The following is an 18,361-nucleotide window of genomic DNA, read 5'->3' on the forward strand; positions in this document are numbered from 1 at the left end:
GCCCGTCGACCTCCCGCTCATCGATTGCCGGATGCTCCCCTGGCAGGACCAGGACCGTCAGGACCGACTACTGATGTGCGTCACTGTCAACGGGTCGGACCTACGCGGCTCGTGTTCCGCGCCCACATCGGAGCACTGACTGTGGGAGCAGGCGGACCGTCCGACCCGACGGCCCGCCTGCTCCGGTCTCGCTACGCGACGACGACCACCCGGACGTCCCACGGCCCGAGCTCGAGCACGGCGTCCGCGTCGAGCGCCGTGCCCTCGAACAGGTCCTCCGCGGCGACCGGCACCGCGTACGTGCTCGGTTCCCACGACCAGTTGTGGATGACGTGGACCGTCTCGCCACGACCGTTGACCGAGCTCGCGACCGACTGCGTGTCGACCTGCGGCTGCCAGCTCGGCGACCCGCTGCCCTGCGCGACCACCCACTCCGTGATCGCCGCGGCGAGCGCCGGATCCGGGACGGTCCCGACGTAGGTGACGCGGCCGGCGCCGTGCGACCGTGTGGTCACCGCCGCGAACCGACCGTGGTGCGGGTGGTCGTACCCGACGAGCACGTCGGCGTCGTCGACGAGCAGGCCGTCCGCCCACCGTGTGGCCGTCGCACCGGCCGGCACGGTGAACCCGTGCTCAGCGGCAGCGGCTCCGGCGGACACCGGGATGCGTCGGCCGAGGTTGCTGAACTCGTCGTAGTGCACGCCCGCGGGCACGTCGAGGAACGCGGGCTTCCGTTCGAGCCGCGCACGGGCTTCTTCGTCCTCGTACCCGGTGCGGATGCCGACGACCAGGTGACCGCCTGCCTCGGCGTAGGCGGCGAGCCACCGCAGCTGGGCGTCGGTCGCGATGGTGAACGCGGCAGCGACGAGCACCGGACGCTCCGCGGCGAAGGACGCCGGCTCACGGTCGAAGACCTGCGACGGGTGCACGGTGTTCGCCTGCAGTCCCGCATCGAAGACCCCTCGGGCGAAGGCGTCGTGGATCGTCTGCCACGAGCGCCGGTCGGGCTCCATGCCGTCGCCGAGTGCCGGGTGCTCGTTCAGCGCCCACTTCGACTCGTTCGAGAACAGCAGGGCGACGTCGGCGTGCGGGCGGAGACCGGCGACCCGGTCCCCGGCGTTCGCGAACTCCGCGCCGATCCGGGCGATCTCCTCGTAGGTGCGACCGGGCTGCTGCGAGTGCGGCAGGACGCCGCCCCAGTAGGTCTCGACGCCGTAGTGCAGCGTGTGCCAGTGCCAGTACTCGATCATCGACGCGCCTCGGGACACGAGCGCCCAGGCGGCCTGGCGCCACTGCCCTTCGTACGCGGGTTCGTTCATCCACGAGAACCCGATGGCCTGCGCGTTGGTCTCGGTGACCAGGAACGGTGCCTGCTTCGAGCCGTACATGCGGTCGCCCGAGGCGAAGATCGACCAGGCACCGGACGAGGTCCAGAACTGTGCGGGTTCCTCGGTGCTCGGCAGCTCGAGGGCGTCCTGCATCCGGTAGTACGGGTTGCCGGCGGTGACGTCGAGCGTCCGGGTGAGCACCTCGTCCTCGACGGTCGGCCGCTCGTAGGCGATGCACGTGGTCACGAACTGGTCCGAACGCGAGTACTCCCGCACGACCGATGCCTGCCAGGCGATGAAGTCCGTCGTGATCGAGGCCTGGAACCGCCGCCACGCCAGGTCGTACTGCGGCTGCGCGTTGCCGTCCGGCGTCCACAGGTCGGCCCAGGTGGAAAGTCGGTGGGACCAGTACGTCAGTCCCCACTCCTCGTTGAGCCGCTCGACGCTGCCGTAGGTGTGGCGCAGGTGGTCGACGAAGCGCTGGAACACCTCGGGGTTCGCGATGAGCTCGTTGCCCGGTTCGTTGTCGACCTGGTACCCGATCACGGCGGGGTGCTCGGCGTACCGGGCGACGATCTTCCGGATGACCCGCTCGGCGTGGAACAGGAACGCCGGGTGGGCGTAGTCGATCTCCTGCCGAGCACCCCAGCCCATCGCCTCGCCGTCGGTGCGGCGGCGGACGTTGATCTCCGGCACGATGCGGGCGAGCCACATGGGCACGGCGTAGGTGGGCGTGCCGAGGATCACCCGGATGCCGTGTTCGTGGGCGGCGTCGAGCACGGGCGCGAGCCACTCGAGGTCGAAGCGGCTGTTCTCCGGTTCCCAGGTGCTCCACACGGATTCGCCGACGCGGATGACCGAGAACCCGGCCTCCTGCATCAGGCGCATGTCCTCGTCGAGCCGAGGGGTCGGCTGGTACTCGTGGTAGTAGGCGGCGCCGAAGAGGACGCGGTCGTGCTGCATGGTGCTGGGTGCTCCGTTCGAGAAGGATCGGTGGTGGGTGCGGGTGTCGGTCATCCCTTGACCGCCCCCGCGGTCAGCCCGTCGAGCAGCTGCTTGCGGAGGAGCAGGAACACGAGGATCGTCGGCACGCTCGCCAGCACGGCCCCGGCGAGCACCAGGTCGTACGACCGGTTCTCCGACGCGAAGATCGCGTTGAGGCCGAGGGGCAACGTGTACTGGCTCGAGTCGGACAGCAGGACCAACGGCCACTGGAACGAGTTGTAGCTCTGCAGGAAGCTCCACACCGCCAGGGCGCCGAGCGACGGTCGGAGCAGCGGGAGCACGACCCGGCGGAACGTGCCGAACTCGGAGTTGCCGTCGATGCGGGCCGCCTCGATGAGTTCGTCGGGGATCGCCTGCACGATGAACTGCTGCATCATGAAGATGCCGAACGCCGGCGCCACCCACGGGACGACGAGCGAGAACCAGGGGTTCGTCAGCCCGGACTTCACCACCAGGATGAAGAGCGGCACGAGGATCACCGCGAACGGCACCGAGAGCGACGAGAACATCACGGCGAACAGGATCCGCTTGCCCCGGAACCGGAACTTCGCGAACCCGTACCCGGCCATCGCGCAGACGAACACGGACACGACGGTCGCGATCAGGGCGGTGCCGACACTGATGCCGAACCAGGCCCAGAACGGCTGCGTCGCGAGCAGGTTCGTGTAGTTCTCCCCCGTCGCCGGATTCGGGATGAGCGTGGGCGGCGTCGCGAAGATGTCGCCACGCTGCTTGAACGAGCCGGACAGCGCCCAGAGCAGCGGGAACACGAAGACCGCCAGCAGCGCCACGAGTGTGGCGTAGAGCAGACCGCGGCGAGCGATCCAGCCCCTGGTACGGGGCGGGCCGGACCGGGGTGCCCGGCTTCCGGCGGTCGTGACGGCCCGGGTGTCCGGACGGTCGGTGGTGGCGGTCATGCGTCCCTCCCGATGGCGAGTGCGCGGTTGAGGATCTGGCTGACGCCGAACACGACGACGAACAGCACGACTCCGGCGGCTGCCGCGTACCCGAACTGCTGCCGTTCGAAGGCGGCGCGGTAGATGAACATGGCGACGGAGAGCGTGGCTTCGCCCGGGCCGCCCTTGGTGAGCAGGTAGGGCTCGTCGAACAGCTGCGCGGCACTGATGAAGCTCGTCACCACGACGAACGCCGTGACCGGTCGGATCGCCGGGAGCGTCACGTTGGTGAACTTCCGGAAGGTGCCTGCCCCGTCGAGCGACGCGGCTTCGTACTGCTCGGGCGACACGTTCTGCAGTGCTGCCAGGAAGAAGATCGTCAGGTACCCGACCGTGCGCCACAGGAGCACGAAGCCGATGGCGACCTTCGCGAGCGTCGGGTCGCCGAGCCAGTCGGTGTTCGGCAGTCCGAACAGTGCCTTGAGCGTGGCGTTGAGCAGACCGTAGTTCGTGTCGAACACCAGGCTGTAGATGAGCGCGATGACGATCGGCGACAGCACCATCGGGATGAAGAACGTCACCCGGAACAGGTCTCGGGCGCGGAGCCCCTTGGCGTTGAGCGCCTGCGCGACCAGGAGCGAGCACGGCACGATGACGAACACGGCGATGAGTGTGTAGATCAGCGAGTTGACCAGGGCGGTGCCGAAGCTGGTGTCCCGGAACAGGTTCGCGTAGTTGGACAGGCCGATCCAGTTCGGCGTGCCGAGGCCGACCCACTCGGTGAGTGACAGGTACACGGCGGCGAGGACCGGCACGATCATGAAGAGCCCGTACAGCACGTAGAACGGTGCGATGAACAGGTACGGCGCGCTGCCCCCGTTCGTGTTCAGGCGTCGGCGACGAGCGGGCGGATCGGTCGTGGTGGTGGCGGACACCGGGATGCCGGTGGCGGTTGATGTGGACAACGTCGTCCTCCTCAGGCGCGGGTCTGGCCGCGGAAGTCGGCCGCAGCGGCGTCGAGCGCCTGCTTCGGGGATATCTGGCCCTTGTAGGCCTTGATGAGGTAGCCGCTCAGGACGGTCTGCAGGATCGAGGCATCGGCGCTCTGGTGCTGCGAGGGCACGTCGTCGACGACCGACTTGTAGACGCCGAACAGCTGCTGCCCGCCGAAGTACGGGTCGCTCAGCGCCGCGAGCCGCGGGTCGTCGTAGACCGATCGGAGCGTCGGCAGGTAGCCGAGGTCCTGGTAGCGCTTCACCTGCTGGTCCGGATCGAGGTACGCGGCGAGCACCAGGTCGATCCCGGCCCTCGTGAGCGGCTTGTCGCGGAGCACCGAGAACCCGGTGCCGCCGCCGACGCTCGTCGTGCTGCCACCACCCGCGAACCGGGGCAGGTTCCGCACCTTCCACTTGCCCTTCTGCTCGGGCACGTTCGGCTTGATGCCGTAGCTGGCGTACCAGGAGGGCATGTCGACGGCCAGGATCGTGCCGCCCTTCAGCCCGGACTGCAGGCTCGGTCCGTACATGTCGGCGACCGTCGCGATGGCACCGGACTGCACACCGTCGACCAGGAACTGCAGGGTGCGTTCGGCCTCCGGCGTCTGGATGTCGATGCCGCCGTCCTCGTCGTACAGGTCGCCGCCCCGCTGGAGCAGCAGGATCTGGTAGCTCTGCAGCGTGCCGCCCGGATCGGTGACCGCCACGGCGTGCAGCGAGACACCCTTGCTCTTGTTGAGCTTCGCGCCGACGTCCATGTACTCCTCCCACGTCGTCAGGTCGTCGGGGATGCCGAGGGCCTCGAACTGGTCGGCTCGGTGGTAGTAGACGCACAATGGCGTGTCCGAGTCGAGCGCGTAGAGGTGCCCGTCCTTCGAGAACGGCGTGAGTCGCGCAGCGATGAGGTCGTCCTTGCGCGACGCCACCGACGGCGACAGGTCGCTCAGCAGCTCTGCAGCGATGTCACCGCGGAGCATCCGGCAGAACGCCCCGATCTCGAGCCCGGCGACGTCCGGCGTGCCCGTGCCGGCGACGGCCTGCGCGATGAGCTTGGTCGGGATGTCGGCCGCGGCGATGGTGGTGATGTCGAGCGCGAAGTCGAAGTCGGACTTCCGGTCGGCGACCGGCAGCGCCTCGGTGAAGAACTTCTCGTAGCCGGGGTCGTGCGTCCAGAAGGACAGGTCAGCGCGTCCGGAACGCACGGCTGCGGTGGACTGTGGAGAGCAGCCCGCGAGCAGCGCGCCGAGGGCGATGCTGCCTCCCGCGGCGGCGCCCCACCGGAGCAGGTCGCGTCGGCTCGGTCCACGGCCTGGAGGCACAGGTGGCGCAGGTGGGGAGAGTCGCCTGGGTACTGGGGTCACGAAGGTCTCCTGACGTCGTCGTCGAGGTGCGTGCGGAAGTGGCGGTGAGCGCGCGTGAGCGCTCACTCACGGGACGGACGCGGGCCGCGCCTCCCGTCCGGGGGTTCAGTCGGCGGGGCGGAGGTGACGCCGCTCAGCGGACGGCGGCGCGCTGGTGGCGCGCGTGATCAACTGGCCGGGCAGCATCCGGTGGCGCTCGGCCGGCGGGTGGCCGTCGAGTGTGCGGAAGAGGCGGTGCATCGCGAGGCGGGTAGCCTCGTCGAAGTCCTGGCGGATGGTCGTGAGCGGCGTCGGCAGGTAGGCCGAGATCGGCATGTCGTCGAAGCCGACGATGCTGACGTCACCTGGCACGGACAACCCGCGCTGCTGGATGGCGGCCATCGCGCCGATCGCCATCTGGTCGTTCGCGACGAAGACCGCCGTCAGGTCCGGGCGGCCGAGCAACGAGCGCATGGCCTCGTAGCCGCTCTGCGGCGACCAGTCTCCCTCGGCCGGTGCGTGCTCGGCGACGCCGGCGTCCTGTAGCGCCGCCCGCCACCCCGCCAGCCGGCGCGAACTCGAGGTCCAGTCCGCCGGACCCGCGATGTGCCAGACGGTCTCGTGCCCGAGGGCGAGCAGGTGATCGGTGGCCGCGAAGGCGGCGCCGCTCTCGTCGAGACCGACCGCAAGGGTGTTCTCGCGGTCGGCGACATCCGGCGGCCCGAGCGTCAGCACCGTCACGCTCTGGGGCAGGCGGAGCTGGTCCATCTGGTTCTCGACCGGCTCCGAGAAGACGATCGCCTCGACGTCCTGGCCGACGAGCGAGTCGACCGCCGGCTGGAGCTCGGATGCGGTCGCCGCGACGGTGCGGACGATGGCCAGGCTGTACCCGTTCGTGCGGCACGCCTGCTCGACGCCGGTGAGCATGGCGGTCGGGCCGTACAGGTTCGTGCCGATGGTGATGAGACCGATCCGGCGGGAGCGCTGCGACTTGAGGGAGCGCGCAGCGGCGTTCGGGCGGAAATCCAGCTCGTCGATCGCTTCGAGGACCCGGGCGCGGACCGCCTCGGTGACGTGCGGTTCGTCGTTCACCACGCGGGAGACGGTCTTCTGGGAGACGCCCGCCAGGGTCGCGACGTCGGTCATGGAGGCCGGACGGAGGCGATGAACCGATGCGTTGCCGCTCATCGTCAGCTCCTTCACTGCTCCGTGGGACCGGCCGGGACCGGGTGTGGGAGCAAGACAACCACGGCATTGTCTACGTAGTCAAGAGCGATTCCGCGGTGGTCATCGCAGTTGCGAGGTTGTGGCTCGTATTGATGTGCAGCATTCTGGATTGGTTCGCCGTGCCGAGGCGCGAACCGAGAGGAAGAACATGAAGAAGATCCGGGTCGCATGCCACGCGGGCGGAGACAGGCGGTGAGGGCGTCAGGCACCTGGCCCTCCGTGCGCAGAGGTGCCACCGCCGCCCTGATGGTCGCCACCACCGGCGCCTCGCTGCTGGCGGTCGACAACCTGCTCGGCTTCATCGGAACGCATCTGCTCGCAGCAGGGCCAGTGTTGCTGGTCGCTGCGATCTCGGTGCCAGCAGGAGTCGTGGCCGCTGCCGGTGCTGCGCTCGCTCGCGACGCCGTGCACCTCGTCTTCGCGGCCGCCACCGCCGTCTTCGTGAGCGCTCTGTCGCCGGCGACCAGCAGCCAGCTGTGGCTCCCCATCGCGGTCGTCCTGCAGGCGCTCGTCCCGTTGGGCTTCGCAGCCGCCGGGCTGCTGGTCCTTCGCGGTTCGGGGAACTTCACCGCGGTGCGGGTCCTCGCGGTGATGCTCGTGGGGTTCGCCGCCGCCTGGATCGTCACCGCGTTCATCCCGGTGGCGCTCGTGGCGTTCCTCCTCGCGCAGGCCGGCACGCTGGTCGTCGGGGCTGCCCTCAGCCTGCAGCCGGTTCTTCGCCGCGGCCGGAGTCTTGCGCGTGAGCTGTGGTCGAGCGCGGAGGTCCGCTGAGGATCCCCGCCGCACGTCGCTGGGCGGTGTGCGTTCGACGCGGTGCGGATACGATCGTGCGCGCATCCCGACCCAGCGAGGGCAAGGGGCGTTCGAGGGGGAGAACAGCGTGGTGCGTCAGCAGGGAAACGTGGGTCCCGGATCGTCTGCCAGGCGCACGCTTGCGGTCGGGCTGGCGATCGCCGTGTCGGCCGCAGCTCTGGTCGGCATCCGTGCAACGGCAGGATCAGCGGACACCGCAGCCTCGGCGGTGACGGTGACGAAGGTCACGGCGACGACCACCGCCACCTCGACCGGCACCGCTGTGCGCACCACGCTGAAGGTGAAGAACACCGCCGCGGTGCGGAAACCAGCTTCCTCCGCGTGGCTGTACCTGTCCGCCGGCACCAAGAAGTACACGCTCGGCCGGGTCGCGGTGAAGGCACTCGCCGCTGGTTCGAGCACCTCGGTCACCGCAGTGCGCGGCACGCCTTCCCGTGCTGCAGCCGGCAAGTACTCGGTCTTCGCCTGCACGGGCGCCTACTCCGTCGACAAGTGCCGCACGTCGACGGGGACCGTCACCACCAAGCCGACCAAGCGCGCGCGTCCGGAGACGGGCGTGATGCTCGACGTCGCTCGCGCCTACTACCCCGTGGCGTTGGTCAAGCGGTACATCGACCTGCTCGCCGACGACGGCGGCCGCTTCCTGCACCTGCACCTCACCGACGACCAGAACGTCGGGATCGAGAGCACGGTCCTCGGCCAGACCCTTGCGAATGCCGATCTCGACCACGGCGTCTACACGAGCCGGGTCACCCATCGCCCGTTCCTGAGCGCCGCGCAGGCGCGCACGATCGCCGACTACGCGGCGAAGCGGGGCATCGCGGTCGTGCCGGAGATCGACACTCCCGGCCACATGGCCGCCGCGTTCGCCCTGCTCGAGGAGCAGCACGGCACGAAGTGGGTCGACCGCATCCGTTCGGGTGAGAACGAACTCGACACGTCGGTGCCCGAGAGTCTCGCGCTGGCGAAGAAGCTCTCCGCCGAGGTGCAGCGGACCTTCCCCTCCAGCCGCACCGTGCACATCGGCGGCGACGAATGGGGCGACGACGTCACCGCCGCCCAACGCGTCGCCTGGATGAACGCGATGGCGGCCGCACTCGGCGACCGCGAGGTCTGGGCCTGGAACGACGGGATCGATCGGGTCACGGTCGGGCGACTCGACCCCCGCATCCGCGTCACCTACTGGAGCTTCGACGGCGACACCGAGGACGCAGCGGAGCGCCGCGAACGCCGAGCGCGGCGGGCCAGTGCGGCCGACCTGCAGAAAGCCGGCATCGACCTGCTCAACTACAACTCGTACTACCTCTACGAGGTGCCGACCGACCTCGACCCAGCCGACAGCGAGTACACCGTCGCCGACCTCCGCGAGAACTGGTCACTCCGGGCGTGGGACGGCGACTCCGGTTCACTGCTCGCTGCTCCGATGTCGGGCGCGGCCGTCGCGATATGGGGAGAAGACCTGGAGGCTCCGCCCTCTGACGCGCTCCTGCGGTGGAGCGCGCCGCACGTGACGGCGATGCTCGAGACCGCAGCCTCCTGACGGACGCGGGGCGGGCCTCCAAGCCGATCGCTGGAACCGCCGGAACCGCCGCCCGCCTACCCGAGCGGCTCGACGCCGTAGCCGGCGACCACCGCACGCAACTCGTCCAGGTAGGTCTGCGCCTGCACCGTGAGCGGCACCGAAGCGTGCGCGATCCAGCCGATCTCGATGCGCTCATCGACGTCGAGCGGGATGGCGACGATCTCGGGGTCGAGGTCGTCACTGATGAGCCCGGTCGAGATCGTGTAGCCACCCAGGCCGATCATGAGGTTGAAGATCGTCGCCCGGTCCGACACACGGATCTCCCGCTTGCTCGACATCGTCGACAGGATCTCCTCGGCCAGGTAGAAGGAGTTGTTCGCGCCCTGGTCGAAGGTCAGGCGGGGCAGGTCGGCGAGGTCCGCGAGCGACGCGCGTTCCCGTGCCGCGAGCGGGTTCCGCTTGGCGACGAAGATGTGCGGCTGCGCGACGAAGAGCGGCGTGAACACGACGCCGGCGTCCCGCAGCAGCTTGCCGAGCACCTGCGTGTTGAAGTCGTTGCGGTAGAGGATGCCCACCTCGCTGCGCAGGGTGCGGACGTCCTCGATGATGTCCCAGGTGCGCGTCTCGCGGAGCGAGAACTCGTATTCGTCCGCAGCCGCCGCCTCGACCATCCGGACGAAGGCCTCGACCGCGAACGAGTAGTGCTGGGCGGACACCCCGAGCAGACGACGCGACCGTTGGCCACCGACGTACCGCTGCTCGAGGAGCGAGACCTGCTCGACGACCTGTCGGGCGTAGCCGAGGAACTCGACGCCGTCGACGGTGAGCACGACCCCTCTGGCCGAGCGGGTGAAGAGCGGGCGGCCGATCCGCGTCTCGAGGTCCTTCATCGCCGCGGACATCGTCGGCTGCGACACGTAGAGCAGATCGGCCGCTGCGCTGATCGAACCCTCCGTCGCGACCTCGATGAAGTACCGGAGCTGCTGCAGGGTGATGTCGTTCGAGACACGGGCCATAGGCCGAGGCTATACCGGTGCATAGCGTCTCGGTATTACCTGATGGCTCACCGTTCCCGCCATGATCGAGGCACCCCTTCCCCAGCGCCCGCGGGCGCTCGACGAACAGATTGCCGACCATGGCGAACGACTTCACCTTCAGCATCACCCGGACCCGGTTCGACGAGGACTACTCCCCCGCGGACAGCTCCCGGCTGACCACGAACTTCGCGAACCTGGCGCGCGGCGAGCGTCGGCAGGAGAACCTGCGTGCAGCGCTGGCGATGATCGACGGGCGCGCGAACGACCTCGCGGGGGCTTCTGCTGACGGTGCCGGTGACCGCTACCGCCTGCAGCTCGACATCGTCTCGGTGGCGCTGGAGTTCTCCGACGGCGGGGCGGACGCGGAGTTCCCGCTGCTCGAGATGCTCGACGTCACGATCGTCGACCAGCACACCGGCGAGCGCCACCGCGGGATCCTCGGCAACAACTTCTCGTCGTACCTGCGCGACTACGACTTCTCCGTCCTGCTGCCCTCATCGCCGGGCTTGCCGTCTGACTTCGGGGCGCTGCACGGGGCGCTCTTCCAGCGCTTCCTGGAGTCCGACGCCTTCCACGCCGACTTCGACACGGAGCCGGTCGTCTGCATCAGCGTCTCGACGAGCCAGACCTACCGGCAGAACGGGTACGTCCACCCGGTGCTCGGCGCCGAGTACGAGCACGAGCACTCCTCGCTCACCGACGACTACTTCGGCCGGATGGGCATGCGGGTCCGGTACTTCCAGCCTGCCGGAGCGGCAGCCCCGCTCGCGTTCTACACGCGCGGCGACCTGACCGGCGGCTACACGGACCTCCAGCTGATCGGGACGATCGCCACCATGGAGACGTTCCAGAAGATCTACCGTCCGGAGATCTACGCCGCGAACACCCCGGCCGGCAGCACCTACCGCCCCACCCTCGACCACACCGACTTCACGCCCACCCCGGTGACCTACGACCGCGAGGAGCGGAGCCGCCTCGGGATCACGCAGGGGCGCTGGACCGAAGAGCACCTCGTGACACCGCACGGCGCGCTCCTCTCCCGTTTCGCTGCCGAACCCGTCCCCGCCCGCTGACCGTCTGGACCGCCACTCCCATGAGCTCTCTCCTCCCCACCTCGATCGTCGGCAGCCTGCCGAAGCCGTCCTGGCTCGCCGAGCCCGAGCGGCTCTGGTCCCCCTGGCAGCTCGACGGCGCCGCCCTGACCGAAGGCAAGCAGGACGCCCTCCGCTCCGCCGTCCACGAGCAGGAGCACCGCGGCATCGACATCGTCAGCGACGGCGAGCAGACCCGCCAGCACTTCGTCACGACGTTCATCGAGCACCTCGACGGCATCGACCAGGAGCGCAAGGAGACCGTCCGCATCCGCGACCGCTACGACGCTGCTGTCCCCACGGTGGTCGGCGCCGTGAGCCGTCCCGCCCCGGTGTTCGTCGACGACGCCAGGTTCCTCCGCGCGCAGACCGATCGCCCCATCAAGTGGGCGCTCCCCGGCCCGATGACGATGATCGACACCCTCTCCGACCAGCACTACAAGAGCCGCGAGAAGCTGGCGTGGGAGTTCGCCACGATCCTCAACCAGGAAGCTCGCGAGCTCGAAGCCGCCGGCGTCGACGTCATCCAGTTCGACGAGCCCGCCTTCACCGTCTTCCACGATGAGGTGCAGGACTGGGGTGTGGCCGCGCTCGAACGCGCGACCGAGGGCCTGCGCGCCGAGACCGCCGTGCACATCTGTTACGGGTACGGCATCGAGGCGAACAACAAGTGGAAGGAGACGCTCGGGGCGGAGTGGCGGCAGTACGAGCAGTCGTTCCCGCTCCTGCAGCAGTCGTCGATCGACATCGTCTCGCTGGAGTGCATCCACTCGCACGTGCCGCTCGAGCTCGTCGAGCTCATCCGCGGCAAGAAGGTCATGCTCGGGGCGATCGACGTCGCCACCGAGACCGTCGAGACCCCGGGAGAGGTCGCGGAGGTGCTGCGGCGGGCGCTCGAGTTCGTCGACGCGGACAAACTCATCCCGAGCTCAAACTGCGGGATGGCGCCGCTGGCGCGGGGTGCGGCGCTGGACAAGCTCAGCGCGCTGTCCGCTGGTGCGGACATCGTGCGGGCCGAGCTCGCTCGCGTCGCGGTGCCGGCTGCGCGCTAGCGTCCCGGCTCCGGACCGGCCTGAAGGCACGGCTCGGCTTCGGCAGGCGCGTCACGTCCGTCAGTCCTGGCTGTCCAGGCTCATCCGGTCGAAGTTCCCCACGAAGCACTGCGAGCTGCCGTCGATGGTGTACCCGCGGGGATCGGCGCGGAAGTCCGAAGACTGCACTGGGCCACCGCGACCTCGGACGCCGAGGATCGGGTCCTCGCCGCCGGTCTGGTAGCGCTCGGTTGTGACCCCGAGGTCCTTCCAGTGCTGTTCCACCGCCTCGACGTCGGCCTTCGGGTCAGCGCTCGCGGACCGGACCATGGCGTAGGAGTACTCGACGCCGCGGACCCCCGGGGCGAGGCCACACTTCCCGAGCCCAGGGCCCTCATTGACCTCCCAGCCCTCCCCCACCACGTCGGTCGAGTCCTCGATGAACGTGACGATGGACTCCTTCGCCTGCTCAGGAGTCTTTCTGATGCCGGCGCTGCAGCCCGTGAGGACGACCACCATGAGCAGTGCGACTGCGGTCGCTCGGAGGCCGGCGACAGCCCTCCACCGAGTGGGTGCAACGCGGGAGTTCCTCGCAGACCGGTCGGCGTCTGCGATGCGCACCCATGTCCGGAGATCAGCGCTGCCGGACAGGATCGCTCCAATTCGGGAACGGCTCCGAGACGCCCGGCTCGGATTTATCGGGGAAGTCGGCGGGGTCGCGCAGTGCGATCGCTTTGATGAGCTCCGGAGCATCGTGTGCCCAGAACGCCTTGCTGTACACCCCGAGCGAGTACTGCCCGTTCGGCCGCACGTTCCAGGTCACCCACCATCCGTCACCGGTGTCGGCCCGGACCTCGTGATCCGTACCGATCTTCGCGCTGCTCCAGCGCCACCCTTCTTCATCGAAGTAGCGCTGCATCGGATCGAGGTCCTCCACCGCGCCGGTCGCGCCCTTCGGTTCGATGATCCGTACCGCTCGGAACGCGTAGGAGTTCTCCTTGGTTGCACCCTCCGGCGCCTTTCCAAACGCGTCGTCGCCTGCGGGCAGAGGACGGACGTCTCCGCCGTTCCAGTACCACGTGCCGTCCGAGATCTGTCGTTGTGCGGCTGCGAGCACGGCCTGCCCGTGCTCGTACCGCTCGCCAGCCAGCTCGAACTCGTCCTGCAACGAGAGATCGGCTACCTGCGCCTGGGTCTTACCTGCTGCGTCTTGCGCGTCCTGTCCGGTCACGTCGCCTCCTCTGCCTGCGCCGCTTGAGGCGCATCCGGTCGTCGCGAGCACCACGGCCGCGAGCATGGTCACGATCGCGCCGCGCAGTCGGGGACGAATCTTGACTCTCATGGCCCCATCTTCCCGTCTGCGACGATCTGCGCCAGCGTGCGGAGCGTGGTCGAGTCGTTCGAGAGGTACCCGACGTCGTCCGAATCGGAGTCGTGCCACATGTCGTGGCCCGTCACCCCTCTCGTACCCTCGGCTGCCTCCGAGGAGAACTCCTGCACGCCGTCGAACCCGAGCGGATCTGCCCGGGTCGCCACGCCCAGCCACTGACCGCCCGGCCCGAGCGGATCGTCCTTCGCGGCCGTCGCGTACACGTTCGCGGCATGGACGTCGTCGATCTCGGTCCCGCGCGGGAAGCCGACGGACCCGTACGACACGAACGACTCAACCTGGTGTTCCGTCAACTGAAGCCCCTGCACCGCGGTGGTGGAGCCGTACGAGTGCGCTGCAACCGTGAAGGTGTCGGGGCCACCGTCCGACCTGCTGTCGAAGACACCGTCCACGAAGGAAGCCAGTTGACCTGCGCCGGATTCTGATCGGTCGGGCCAGCCCACCTCCGCCGGGTTCGGCGCGTGGTAGCCGACCCAGGAAACGACGGCGTAGGTCTGCGATCGGTCATCGCTGTGCGCCTGGCGCAACAATCCCTCGGCGGCCACGACGCGCTCGCCCATGCCAGCCACGTCCGAGTTCATCCCCGGCACGTTCACCGTCACGTTCTTCGCCGTGTCGAGGTCGCCAAGCGACACGGCGGCGACCAGCGCACCGTCGTGCACCCCGAATCCAACGAGTTGCGCGGTCTTGGACGCCGCAGGTCCGGGGAGTGTCTCAGCACTGAGGTCGGCCGCGTCAACGGCCTTTTGCAGCGCGTTGACCTGTTCCTCGAAGTCCGACCGGCCGATGCGCTGCTCGCCGAAGCCCATGAGCGTGTACACGCGCTCCGGATCCCGCACCGCCGCCGCAAGCACGGCTCGTGACGCGATGTCGCGCTGCGCAGCAGGGATGCCGTCGAGGTTTGCGAGCAGGTACTGCGTCGCCAACGGCAAGGACTCGATGTACTCGTCCGTCTGCGGGACCTTCGCCCAGGCCGCGGCGACCTCGGCAGGGGTCAGACCCGGCCGGAGCAGCTCGGACAGCGCTGGCGACGCGGTCACCGTCGCCACGGCGTCGAGCATCAGGTCCGGGAGAGCGCCGCCTCCAGCGCGGTCGAAGGCGTTCGCGATGCCTTCGATCCAGCTCGCCTCCAGGGCGTTCTCGGCCATCAGCCGGTCGAACCCCGCCACGACTGTCGAACCCTGGACCGGCACCCATGAACAAGCCGAACAGAAGCGGGTCCAGGCGTTCTTCACCCGGATCAGGTGCTGCCCAGCGCTGCCGTCGGCCGCTCTGCTGGCCCCGACGAACGTCAGGAGCGCATCAGGATCCGCGGAGGACGTGCTTCCCGAGCTCCCGCCAGCCGTGCGCGGGCGCGCCCTCGGCAGGAACGTTGCCGTGACCGGGGTCGGGTGCACAGCCGTGTCATCCGGACGTCGGTCGATCACGCCGTCGATGTAGGCCGACGCCACGGCGAGCGGATCCCCGGACGCGCGACGCTGCTCACGCTCCTCCTCACGCGCACTCCATTCGCGCGATTCCCGGAGTCGGCGCCGCTCGGATTCAGCCTCGCGTTTCGCCCGATCGATCGACGTCTTGAGGTCAGCGAAGACACCGGCGAGACGCTGCGTGTCCTCCGACCGGATCGTGCTGTCGGTCGTGAAGAGCGTCGCGTAGCTGCCGCGGAACTCCCGAACCGCTGACTCGACTCGCATCCGATCCGCCATAGCCTGCGATCGCAGGTCCCCGGAGGCCCCCTCCGCAGCAGCGATGAGGGCATCGGCTGCCCCGTCATCGAACACAATCGTCACGCACACCCCCGTGTGGATCGCAATCTGTCCTTCGACCCTACTGGACGGCCGATGACCCTGCGCAACCAGGCGGTCGACGGGCATCGCGATCATCGTCGGACCTCGCGGCAATCCGGAGGTGTGATGGGCCAGTTCAGCGACGGTCGTCTGAGGATCGGACCCGTCCGGGAGGGAGGGTACGACCGGCCGATTCAGTTCCAGCGAGAGCGCAGCCGTCGTCCGGTGCCCCCCTCGTGATGCTTCCCCTCTCGGGCAGCCATCTCTCGACGTTCAGTCGAGTCGGCTCGCGGCCGGGTCCCAGCCATCAGCGTCGGGATGCTCGCTCGCCACCGTGCATCCGGAATGTTGCCGTTCATGCTCCAGGGCGTTAGCGTCGTCACCATGCCCGGAGCAATGGTGGCCGCACTCGCCCTCGAGATCGGCGGAGCGGTCCTCGTGATGTGGTTGACGTGGCGAGCTGCGACCGGACAGCACGGCCGGAACGACCTCGCTGGCGTCCGGACGCGCGTCACGATGTCCAGCGACGACGCCTGGCGGACCGGGCACCGAGCGGCGCTGCCTCCGACGCTGATCTCGGGCGTGATCACCGTTCTCTGGTGCGCGGTGTGCATCATCGTGCCCGCGCTCCGTACCCCCGCCCCGGTGATCGTCGCGGCGATCATCCTCGCGGGCGGCGCAGTCCTCTCCATTCCTGCTGCCCACCTCGCGGTACGCCGAGCGGCGCTCGAGGATCAGACCGGTCACCAGGACGCGCAGACTGACTCACCGGCGTCAGGCCGAGGGCGTTGACTGCACCCATGATCACGAAGGACCAGATCCACGAAGTGGAGCACGCGACCGTCCGAGACCGCGACGGCGCATCGGTCGGCAAGGTCGCGCAGGTGTTCCCCTCCGACGAGGACGGCAGTGCTGCGTTCGTCAGTGTGGCTACGGGACTCCTCGGGGGACACACCGCGCTCGTCCCGGTCGAGGATGCCACCTTCGACGGCACGGACCTGCACGTCGGGTACACGAAGAGCGCGATCAAGGGTGCACCCTTCCCCGGAGCCGGGAACACCTTGTCCGTCACCGAGGCGAACGCCGTCCGCAAGCACTTCGGGCTGTCGCCCGCAGGCAAGGCGACCGGCGACATGGGCGACCCGCACGAGAATCTCGACCAGGCCGGTACCGGCCCGACGGGCGCAGACGACACCGAAGGCGCGGGAACGACGCCACCTGCGTGAGCGATTGCGGGGCCCGCGCCGTCGCGCCCGCTGGATGCGTGCCTCCAGACCCGGACTGGAGGCGCGGCGGCACCCCGCCCCGCCGGTCACGTCGCCGCGGCGTCACCCTGACGTGCGCCGACGTTCAGTCCCAGGGACCGTCCGCGGTCCCGAGGTGCTCCCTGCCGAGTGGCGTGATCGGCAGGGCCGCGAGGCTCGCGATCCCCACCTGCAGGAGCGCCGCTCGCGAGGTCCCGACGCGCCCGATCGCCCCCATCCCCTCGATCACCGCGCAGAAGTAGGTGCCGAGCGCCTCGGCGTCGGCATCGGCCTCGACCTCGCCTGCCGTCTGCGCGTCGACGATGCAGGCCGTGTAGCCCGCGCGGATGGTGTCGAAGGCTTCAGAGACGGTCGCGGCGACCTCCGCGTCACGGGCCGACAGCTCCACCGCCGCGCGGAGCAGCAGCGAGGGCGCCCCCTGTGCTGCACCGTGCTCGACCGCAACGGACACCAGCTGCGTCCGGATCCGCGCGATGGGGTGCTCGGAACTCCGCATGACGGACTGGACGACCTCGACTGCCTCCGCGGTGTCGCTGAGGAAGGCGCGCATGAAGAGTTCCTTCTTGCCGCCGAACGTGTTGTAGAGGCTCTGTCGCCCGAGGCCGGTCGCCGCGAGCAGGTCGTCGAGAGATGTGCCGTCGAAGCCGGACTCCGCGAAGGTGCGCCGGGCGCGCTCGACCACGTCGGCTTCGTCGAACTTGCGTGGCCGGGGCATCCGAACTCCTCGAGACTCGTTGTTGACTGATCAGTCAAGCACGACGTACTGTTCTGGACCAAGCAGTCAACAACAACTCCAGGAGGACATCATGGTCGGAGCACTGCAGGACAAGACCGCACTCGTCACGGGCGGAACCTCGGGCATCGGACTCGCGGTCGTGCGCCGCTTCGTCGCCGAGGGGGCACACGTCTTCGTCACCGGGCGGCGGCAGGAGGCGCTCGACGCCGTGCGCGACGAGCTCGGCGACGCAGTGACGCCGATCCGTGCGGACGCCGCCCAGTCGGACGACATCGCGACGGTCTTCGCCGCGGTCGCCGAGCGCGGTCACGGCCTGGACGCCGTGCACGCCAACGCCGGTGGCGGTGAGTTCAAGCCCCTCGACGCCGTCACCCCCGAGGACTTCGAGGCGACGTTCGGCACCAACGTCCGCGGGACCACCCTGACCGTCCAGGGAGCCTTGCCGTTCCTGCGCGAGGGGTCCGCCGTCGTCGTCACCGGATCGACGGCGGCATCCGGCACCGAGCCGTCGTTCGGCCTGTACGGGGCGTCGAAGGCCGCGATCGCTGCCCTCACCCGCACGTGGGCAGCCGAGCTCGCGCCGCGCGGTGTCCGGATCAACACGGTCGTCCCCGGGCCCACCGAGACCCCGGGTCTCGCCGGCCTCGCTCCGGGCAACCCGAACGCGATGCTCGAGCAGATGGCGAGCGGGATGCCGTTCGGCCGCCTCCTGCATCCAGAGGAGGTCGCCGCCACGGTGCTGTTCCTCGTGTCCGACCAGAGTTCGGGGATGACCGGGAGCGAGCTCCTCGTCGACGGGGGCAGCAGCATCGCCTGATCGCGTCAGCCGCCCGGCGGGTCTGCATGAAGCTACCTGCACGCCGCCGGCACCTCGTGGGGTCTCGGATTCTTCCCCCCT

General features: G+C 69.2%; 17 protein-coding genes. 7 read left to right on the forward strand and 10 right to left on the reverse strand.

The features are described 5' to 3' along the window. Positions 1–191 precede the first annotated feature (191 nt). The 5 genes from OE229_RS17175 to OE229_RS17195 form a co-directional block, all read right to left on the reverse strand. Complete coding sequence (locus OE229_RS17175; protein WP_262139070.1) at positions 192–2,345, reverse strand: beta-galactosidase; 2,154 nt, start codon at positions 2,343–2,345, stop codon at positions 192–194. Beyond that, positions 2,342–3,250, reverse strand: coding sequence for a carbohydrate ABC transporter permease (locus tag OE229_RS17180; protein ID WP_262139072.1), 909 nt, complete (start codon positions 3,248–3,250; stop codon positions 2,342–2,344). Before OE229_RS17180 ends, OE229_RS17175 begins: the two co-directional genes overlap by 4 nt. Then, the gene (locus tag OE229_RS17185; protein ID WP_262139074.1) at positions 3,247–4,194 is read right to left on the reverse strand and encodes a carbohydrate ABC transporter permease; all 948 of its coding nucleotides are present in this window, start codon (positions 4,192–4,194) and stop codon (positions 3,247–3,249) included. The genes OE229_RS17180 and OE229_RS17185 overlap by 4 nt, the downstream gene beginning before the upstream one ends. 11 nt (positions 4,195–4,205) lie before the next feature. Further along, on the reverse strand, positions 4,206–5,426 hold the full coding sequence (locus tag OE229_RS17190) for an ABC transporter substrate-binding protein (RefSeq protein WP_259580267.1): 1,221 nt from the start codon (positions 5,424–5,426) through the stop codon (positions 4,206–4,208). 264 nt (positions 5,427–5,690) lie between these two features. Beyond that, on the reverse strand, positions 5,691–6,752 hold the full coding sequence (locus tag OE229_RS17195; RefSeq protein WP_259580269.1) for a LacI family DNA-binding transcriptional regulator: 1,062 nt from the start codon (positions 6,750–6,752) through the stop codon (positions 5,691–5,693). Between the two features lie 285 nt (positions 6,753–7,037). On the opposite strand from OE229_RS17195, the gene OE229_RS17200 reads away from it, so the two are divergent. Both OE229_RS17200 and OE229_RS17205 read left to right on the forward strand, forming a co-directional pair. Next, positions 7,038–7,562, forward strand: coding sequence for a hypothetical protein (locus OE229_RS17200; protein ID WP_262127085.1), 525 nt, complete (start codon positions 7,038–7,040; stop codon positions 7,560–7,562). Positions 7,563–7,746: 184 nt separating this feature from the next. After that, positions 7,747–9,144, forward strand: coding sequence for a family 20 glycosylhydrolase (locus OE229_RS17205; RefSeq protein WP_259580273.1), 1,398 nt, complete (start codon positions 7,747–7,749; stop codon positions 9,142–9,144). 56 nt (positions 9,145–9,200) lie between these two features. On the opposite strand, the gene OE229_RS17210 is transcribed toward OE229_RS17205, so the two are convergent. Next, positions 9,201–10,142: a LysR family transcriptional regulator gene (locus tag OE229_RS17210; protein WP_259580274.1), complete on the reverse strand. Its 942-nt coding sequence runs from the start codon at positions 10,140–10,142 to the stop codon at positions 9,201–9,203. Between the two features lie 119 nt (positions 10,143–10,261). Between OE229_RS17210 and OE229_RS17215 the strand changes: the two genes are divergently transcribed. Together OE229_RS17215 and OE229_RS17220 are read left to right on the forward strand one after the other, a co-directional pair. Then, positions 10,262–11,236, forward strand: coding sequence for a putative oxygenase MesX (locus OE229_RS17215; RefSeq protein WP_209135582.1), 975 nt, complete (start codon positions 10,262–10,264; stop codon positions 11,234–11,236). A 20-nt stretch (positions 11,237–11,256) separates the two neighbouring features. Next, a complete protein-coding gene (locus tag OE229_RS17220; protein WP_262139076.1) occupies positions 11,257–12,306 on the forward strand; it encodes a methionine synthase in 1,050 nt (349 codons plus the stop codon). Between the two features lie 60 nt (positions 12,307–12,366). Here the strand turns inward: OE229_RS17220 and OE229_RS17225 are convergent, their stop codons facing one another. The 3 genes from OE229_RS17225 to OE229_RS17235 are packed head-to-tail and all read right to left on the reverse strand — an operon-like array spanning position 12,367 to position 15,549. Further along, entirely contained in the window at positions 12,367–12,906 is a 540-nt protein-coding gene (locus tag OE229_RS17225) for a hypothetical protein (RefSeq protein ID WP_262139078.1), read from the reverse strand. Positions 12,907–12,919: 13 nt separating this feature from the next. Further along, complete coding sequence (locus tag OE229_RS17230) at positions 12,920–13,588, reverse strand: hypothetical protein (protein ID WP_262127089.1); 669 nt, start codon at positions 13,586–13,588, stop codon at positions 12,920–12,922. Positions 13,589–13,623: 35 nt separating this feature from the next. Further along, a complete protein-coding gene (locus OE229_RS17235; RefSeq protein WP_262139079.1) occupies positions 13,624–15,549 on the reverse strand; it encodes an alpha/beta hydrolase family protein in 1,926 nt (641 codons plus the stop codon). 297 nt (positions 15,550–15,846) lie between these two features. Between OE229_RS17235 and OE229_RS17240 the strand changes: the two genes are divergently transcribed. Then, positions 15,847–16,254, forward strand: a complete 408-nt coding sequence (locus OE229_RS17240) for an SdpI family protein (RefSeq protein WP_262139081.1) — start codon at positions 15,847–15,849, stop codon at positions 16,252–16,254. A gap of 8 nt (positions 16,255–16,262) precedes the next feature. Continuing rightward, on the forward strand, positions 16,263–16,688 hold the full coding sequence (locus OE229_RS17245) for a hypothetical protein (protein ID WP_262139083.1): 426 nt from the start codon (positions 16,263–16,265) through the stop codon (positions 16,686–16,688). A gap of 124 nt (positions 16,689–16,812) precedes the next feature. Here the strand turns inward: OE229_RS17245 and OE229_RS17250 are convergent, their stop codons facing one another. Further along, positions 16,813–17,442, reverse strand: a complete 630-nt coding sequence (locus OE229_RS17250; RefSeq protein WP_262139085.1) for a TetR/AcrR family transcriptional regulator — start codon at positions 17,440–17,442, stop codon at positions 16,813–16,815. 91 nt (positions 17,443–17,533) lie between these two features. Here OE229_RS17250 and OE229_RS17255 point away from each other — a divergent pair, with 91 nt between their 5' ends. Continuing rightward, positions 17,534–18,280: an SDR family NAD(P)-dependent oxidoreductase gene (locus OE229_RS17255; RefSeq protein WP_262139086.1), complete on the forward strand. Its 747-nt coding sequence runs from the start codon at positions 17,534–17,536 to the stop codon at positions 18,278–18,280. Positions 18,281–18,361: the final 81 nt, after the last annotated feature.

This window comes from Curtobacterium poinsettiae, from assembly GCF_025677645.1.
Lineage (GTDB): Bacteria > Actinomycetota > Actinomycetes > Actinomycetales > Microbacteriaceae > Curtobacterium > Curtobacterium poinsettiae_A.